We start from the raw sequence: 6,339 nt of genomic DNA, 5'->3' as shown, positions 1-6,339 counted from the left end.
TGTAGTGGCATAGTGATTCTGGCCACCTGATTTTGAGTGTATTATCACTCACAGAGAAAGTCAGGTGGATATGATGACAAAGACGAGAAATTTCAGCCCCGAGTTCCGCTTGGAGGCAGCCCAGCTGGTGGTTGACCAGGGTTACACAGTAAAAGCGGCTTGTGACGCCATGGGCGTTGGGAAGTCTACCATGGAATACTGGGTGCGCAGACTCCGTGCCGAGCGCTCAGGTAAGGCACCACAGAAAGGTGAGGCACTCACCCCGGAGCAGCGTGAAATTCAGGATCTCAAGCGAAAGCTACGGCGGGTGGAGGACGAGAAGGAAATATTAAAAAAGGCTACCGCTCTCTTGATGTCGGACTCCGTGAGCAATTCTCGATAATCGAGCGACTTGAAGAGAGATATGCGGTGCAGCGCCTGTGTCAGGTGTTTGGGGTGCATCGCAGTAGCTATCGGGCCTGGCGTGATCGTGACAGAACGCCTTGCGAGGCAGAGCAGAAGCTGCTGGATCAGGTTGTGGAGGCTCATGCAGCCAGCAACGGCTCTGCCGGAGCCCGTAGCATTGCCAAAATGGTAACGCAGGCCGGTACGCCGCTGAGTCGTTACCGAGCTGACAGGCGAATGAAACAGCTGGGGCTGGTTAGCACGCAACCACCCAGCCACGCTTACAAGAAGGCGGAACAGCCACACTTGGATATCCCGAATCGTCTTGACCGGGAGTTCGATGTAAAGGCGCCAAATCAGGTTTGGACCGGCGACATCACCTATATTTGGATTGGGGTGTGCTGGGCATACTTTGCGGTGGTGCTCGATCTGTTTGCCCGAAAACCCGTGGGCTGGGCGCTGTCTTTATCACCGAACACGGAACTGGTCAACAAAGCGCTGACCATTGCGTATGAATCACGTGGAAAGCCACAGGACGTAATGTTTCATTCTGATCAGGGATGCCAGTACACCAGTCTGGGATTCCGGCAGCTGCTTTGGCAATACCGGATGCCGCAGAGCCTGAGTCGCCGAGGGAACTGCTGGGACAATGCACCAACAGAGCGATTCTTCAGGAGCTTGAAAACGGAGTGGGTACCGGAAACTGGATACCGGTGCTTTGACTCAGCGAAACAGTCGATCACGGAATATATGATCGGTTATTACAGCGCGCTTCGGCCGCATAAGCACAACGACGGTCTGCCGCCTAATGTGGCAGAGCAGACCTACTGGAAAACTCAAAAGACGGTGGCCTAAAACACTTGACCACTACAAATAGCGCCAAATATGGAAGTACAATTTCTTACAGTTCCGACCTTGTTTCGCAACTTCCATCTGTGCTCTAATCGGCCGATCAGTGTGTTTTTTTGGTGCGGAGGAGATATGAAGTCTATTGCAACATCCCTTATGTTTGTTGGCGATCAGGCTGGAAAAGCCGAAGAGGCAATCAGGCTTTATACAACTGTTTTTTCCAATTCTAAAATCGTTGGTGTTGAGTACTACAAAGCAGGTGAGCATGAGCCGGAAGGCTCTGTAAAGTTGGCTCGGTTTATGCTGAACGGCACGGAGTTCTTGGCACTCGATAGCCACCTCGGTCATAAGTTTACCTTTACACCCTCCATATCACTGTATGTGGAGTGCGAATCGGAAGCGGAGATCGAAGAGGCCTTTCAAACCCTGGTTGACGGAGGCGTTGAACTGATGCCTTTGGGTGATTATGGGTTCAGTGAAAAGTTTGGCTGGCTGAATGATAGATATGGCGTATCCTGGCAGCTTAGCTTGGCGAATTAGAGGTCTGATAATGTCAGTCAGCTTAGAGGAATTTCATTTCCTGCTGGAAGGCGGTAACCCGTTGTTTGAGAGTAGTATTTATGGAAAGTATTGAACATGTTCAGTACGTGAATGCCTCTCTATCCAAGGTCTACGAAGCGTTGACCACTGAGGCTGGATTGACTGAGGTGTGGACCCGAGATCTAAAATTCATAGCCCAAGTTGATGCGACCAATGAATTCCGCTTTGGAGACGAGCACCCAACAAAAATGAAGGTTTTAGAATTGGTGCCCAAAAACAAGATGGTTTGGCTCTGTACTGATTCGGATCCCGAATGGATTGGCACGAAAGTCATTTTTGAGTTAGATCAGCGAGAAAGCAAAACAGCGATCACTCTTAAACACACGGATTGGCGAGAGGTGACCGAGTTTTACCGTTTCTGTAATTACAACTGGGCGATATTTCTGTTGAGTCTCAAACAATACTGCGAAGAGGGGGCGGGAATCTATTATCAGTTGCGTAAGTTTTAGCTGAGTAATTGTCTCCGTTGTACACACCACGGAAACGGGCTGCGCTGACCTGGACCACGGAGGGGGAGCCAAAGAGGATTATGAGGCAATGAAAAAAATTCAGGCTGACAAAACTCTCTAGAGCCCGGTCTTTGTCGCTCTGGCAGCGCTCTGTTGGGGGCTGGCCGGCGGTATTGGCGGTGTGCTTACCAGCGAGGGCTGGGCGCCGCTGGTGGTGTCGTTTTACCGCGGCGCGATCGGGCTGCTGTTTGTGGCCGCCTGGCTGGCTCTTCGGCCGCGCGGCAGTGGGTTGGCCTGCCGCCAACTGTGGTTCTGGTCGGTCATTGCCGGTCTGGGAGTGGCGGGCAATTTCGCATTCTATTTTATCAGCATCGCAGAGGGCAGCGTGGCAGTCGCCGCGACCTTGATGTATTGCGCGCCGGTGTTTGTTTACCTCGTTTCTTTCACGCTGAAGCTCGAGCAACCGACCTTGCCCAAGTGGCTGGCCATTGCCATGGTGGTTGTCGGTATTGTGTTGCTCACCGGTATTTATGAAGTGGGCGCCAGCGAGGTGACGCCGGTTGCGGTCGGGGCGGGGTTGCTCTCCGGGTTGTCCTACGCGGTGTTCATTTTTGGTTTCAAATACGCGGCTCCGCACGGGAGCCCACAGGCGGTGTTACTGGTCGCTTTCGGGGTGCTCAGTGTCATTCTCCTGGTACTCAGCGGCACGGAGCAGGCGCTGGCGGTGCTGAGTGCGCCAATCTGGCTCCTGTTTGTGATTCTGGGCGTACTCGGGGCGGGCCTGTCGTTTGTGATCTACATTCGGGGTCTTAACTATACGGCACCGGCCGTAGCCTCCATTGTGGCCATGGTAGAGCCGGTCACCGCCTCCCTGTTCGGCGTGGTGCTGTTGAATGAACGCCTGGGACTCTTCCAGGTGCTGGGGCTGCTGCTGATTCTGGTGACGGTCACCGCGCTGAGCGTCTACTCGAACGTTCGCCCCGGTTACCGGCATCGCGCTGCATGATGCTCAGGGTGCGCTGCGCTTCCTTCCGATAATTTAGCCTTCACTATATTTCAATCACGCACTTTCTGGGTTACAATTGCCTAAATTTGATCGAAAATGATTTATAATGAAATCAAGTTGGCGCCCGTTTCGTCTGTGAAGGCTCGTATTCTGCCGATGTATTCTTGATGGTAGGAGAATAATAATGACAGCTCGCCCCCCGTTGTCCCGGGCGCTGAAAGCGCTTTGCGTGGGCATTATCGCGCTCTTGGCGGTTGCCGTGATTGCGGCCTCCGGCATTTTCTCCGGCGCAACCCGTGGTACCACCCTGTTTATCGCCTATGCCCAGAACAGCCAGCCGGTGATTGATGCCCTGCACCTGCTCGGTCGGCGGATTGAGGAAAAAACCGGAGGCGAGGTGAAGGTCCGCTTTTTCCCGGACAGCCAGCTCGGCGGTGAGCGTGAGCTGGTGGAATTGCTGCAAGTGGGCGCGGTGGATATCACCAAGGTGTCCGCCGGGCTGATGGAGAGTTTTTCACCCATCTACGGTGTGTTTTCCATGCCTTTCCTGTTCGAGGATACCGGGCACTTTTACCGGGTCATGGACAATCCCGACATCATGCAGCCCATCTATGCCTCCACCCGGCAGAACGGGTTTGTCGGTATGGGTTATTACGACTCCGGCTCACGCAATTTTTACGTGAAAGATGACCCGATTCGTTCCGTGGAGGACCTTGAAGGACGGAAGATACGGGTCATGCAGAGCGAGGCGGCCATCGAGATGATGCGCCTGTTGGGGGCGGTTCCGGTGGCCATGGGTCAGGCCGAGGTGTACACCGCCATGCAGCAGGGCATTCTGGACGGGGCGGAGAATAACGAGTTTGCCCTCACCATTGCCCGACACGCCGAAATCGCCAAGCACTACACCTACACCATGCATACACGGATTCCCGATGTGGTGGTCATCAGCAATATGACGCTGAACAAGCTGAACGATGAGCAGACGGCGGCGGTGTATGAGGCCATGGCGGAATCGATTGCGTTTCAGAAACAGGCCTGGAACGAGGCCGTGGCGGAAACCCGGGAGTTGGCGATTGATGAGTTCGGGGTGAACTTTATTGACGTCAAGCTCGCGCCGTTCCGCGAGGCGGTTGAGCCCATGTATGAGGCCCTGAAACAGTATCCCGAGCAGTATTCGCTTTACCGCGAAATCAGGTCCACAGCAGATGAGACGGAGTAGGGTATGCGCTTGATCAACGGGATTCGAACGGTGATGGACCGTGTGGTTGAGGTGGTGTGCAGTGTCTGGTTGTTGGTGATGGTCGCCATGACCTGTTGGCAGATTATCAGTCGCTATCTGTTGGGGGCTCCCAGCACCTATTCGGAGGAGTTTCTGCGTTTTTCACTGGTCTGGGTGTCCATGCTCTCAATGGCCTATGTGGCCGGTCTGCGCAAGCATGTTGCTTTTACCCTGTTTTCGGACAAGGTATCCATTCACTGGCAACACTACTGGCAGATACTGATCGAGCTGGCCTTTCTGGCGTTCGCCATTTTCATTCTCGTCCAGGGCGGATACAACGCCACCAGCATCACCATGAATCAGGTGTCGCCATCGCTGGGGCTGGCCATGGGGTATGTTTACTCGGCCTTACCGCTGGCCGGGGGAATTCTGGCGGTGTACAGCGTGCTGAATTGCATCGAGCTGTTGGAAAAAGAGTTGCGCTCGGACGAGGAGGCACCACAGGATGTTTGATGCGGCGCTGTTACTGATCGGGTCTTTTGCGTTTTTATTGGTCCTGGGTATTCCCATTGGTATCTGTATTGCGGTGTCCTCCGTGATCACCATCGCCTCGGTGTTGCCCATGGATGTTGCGCTGTTCACCACAGCGCAGAAGATATTTTCCAGCCTGGACAGCTTCTCCCTGCTGGCGGTGCCCTTCTTCATTCTCTCCGGGGTGATCATGAATTCCGGGGGCATCGCGATGCGGTTGGTGAATTTTGCCAAACTGTTCAGTGGGCATATCCCCGGCTCTCTGTCCCACACCAATATTGCCGGCAATATGATGTTCGGGGCCATTTCGGGGTCCGCCATTGCGGCGTCCACCTCGATTGGTGGCGTCATGGTGCCCATGAGCAAGAAAGAGGGCTACAGCAACCCGTTTGCCGCGGCGGTCAATATCGCCTCGGCGCCCACGGGAATGCTCATTCCCCCGACGACGGCGTTCATTCTGTATGCCCTGGCCAGTGGCGGCACCTCGATTGCGGCGCTGTTTGCGGGCGGCCTGGTGGCCGGAGTGCTCTGGGGTGCAGGGTGCATGCTGGTGACCTATGTGATTGCCCGTCGCCGGGGCTATCGCTCCGTGGTACTGGTGGAGAAGGGCGTGGCGTGGCGTGTCACGATGGAGGCGCTGCCCAGCCTGTTGCTGATCATCGTGGTGGTGGTCGGTATCGTCGGCGGTGTGTTTACCGCGATTGAAGCCTCGGCGGTTGCGGTAGCCTACACGGCCTTTCTGACCATGGTGGTTTATCGCACGGTGTCCTTTGGGGACCTGCGCAATATTCTGGTGCAGTCACTGGTGATGACCGGCATCATCATGTTCCTGTTGGGAACCTCATCGGCAATGTCCTTTGCCATGGCGATTACCGGGCTTCCGGATCTGATCAGCAGTGTAATTCTCGGGCTCTCGGAAAACCCGGTGATGGTGTTGTTGATCATTACGCTGTTTCTGTTGATCATTGGCACCTTTATGGATATTGGTCCGGCGATTCTGATTTTTACCCCCATACTGTTGCCCATCGCCCTGAAGATTGGTGTGGACCCGGTGCATTTCGGTATCCTCATGGTCTATAACCTGAGTATCGGTACCATCACGCCTCCGGTGGGGAGCGGTCTGTATGTGGGCGCCAGTGTCGCCAATGAGAAAGTTGAGCGTATATTGCCGTCGCTCATGCCCTTCTATGGAATCATTGTTCTGGTGTTGATCCTGATTGCACTGGTTCCGGAGGTCACCTTGTTCTTGCCACGGCTGATGGACTTATAGAGGTCGCCTGCACTTGAGGTGCAGCGTCTGT

At 54.6% G+C, this 6,339-nt stretch carries 7 protein-coding genes; all 7 read left to right on the top strand.

The features are described from left to right. The first annotated feature begins 73 nt into the window (after positions 1 to 73). Positions 74 to 1,239 (top strand): IS3 family transposase gene (locus tag B3187_RS11010; RefSeq protein WP_286806440.1). Its coding sequence is split into 2 segments (ribosomal slippage): positions 74 to 329 and positions 329 to 1,239, totalling 1,167 coding nucleotides; the frame shifts between segments, so codons are not numbered across the junction. Positions 1,240 to 1,365: 126 nt separating this feature from the next. Continuing rightward, on the top strand, positions 1,366 to 1,773 hold the full coding sequence (locus B3187_RS11005) for a VOC family protein (RefSeq protein WP_286806437.1): 408 nt from the start codon (positions 1,366 to 1,368) through the stop codon (positions 1,771 to 1,773). Between the two features lie 80 nt (positions 1,774 to 1,853). Further along, on the top strand, positions 1,854 to 2,282 hold the full coding sequence (locus tag B3187_RS11000; RefSeq protein WP_286806434.1) for an SRPBCC family protein: 429 nt from the start codon (positions 1,854 to 1,856) through the stop codon (positions 2,280 to 2,282). Between the two features lie 139 nt (positions 2,283 to 2,421). Then, complete coding sequence (locus tag B3187_RS10995) at positions 2,422 to 3,288, top strand: DMT family transporter (RefSeq protein ID WP_286806438.1); 867 nt, start codon at positions 2,422 to 2,424, stop codon at positions 3,286 to 3,288. Between the two features lie 184 nt (positions 3,289 to 3,472). Beyond that, complete coding sequence (locus tag B3187_RS10990; RefSeq protein ID WP_123637020.1) at positions 3,473 to 4,507, top strand: TRAP transporter substrate-binding protein; 1,035 nt, start codon at positions 3,473 to 3,475, stop codon at positions 4,505 to 4,507. A gap of 3 nt (positions 4,508 to 4,510) precedes the next feature. After that, on the top strand, positions 4,511 to 5,020 hold the full coding sequence (locus tag B3187_RS10985; protein WP_123637021.1) for a TRAP transporter small permease: 510 nt from the start codon (positions 4,511 to 4,513) through the stop codon (positions 5,018 to 5,020). Then, positions 5,013 to 6,308 carry a TRAP transporter large permease gene (locus B3187_RS10980; RefSeq protein WP_286806433.1) on the top strand — a complete coding sequence of 432 codons (1,296 nt, stop codon included), beginning with the start codon at positions 5,013 to 5,015 and terminating at the stop codon, positions 6,306 to 6,308. Before B3187_RS10985 ends, B3187_RS10980 begins: the two co-directional genes overlap by 8 nt. Positions 6,309 to 6,339 lie beyond the last annotated feature (31 nt).

The sequence above is a fragment of the Marinimicrobium sp. UBA4209 genome (assembly GCF_002381585.1).
GTDB classification, from domain to species: Bacteria; Pseudomonadota; Gammaproteobacteria; order Pseudomonadales; family Cellvibrionaceae; genus Marinimicrobium; species Marinimicrobium koreense.
Note: the sequence above shows the minus strand (reverse complement) of the source record. Positions and strands in the feature narration are given on the sequence as shown.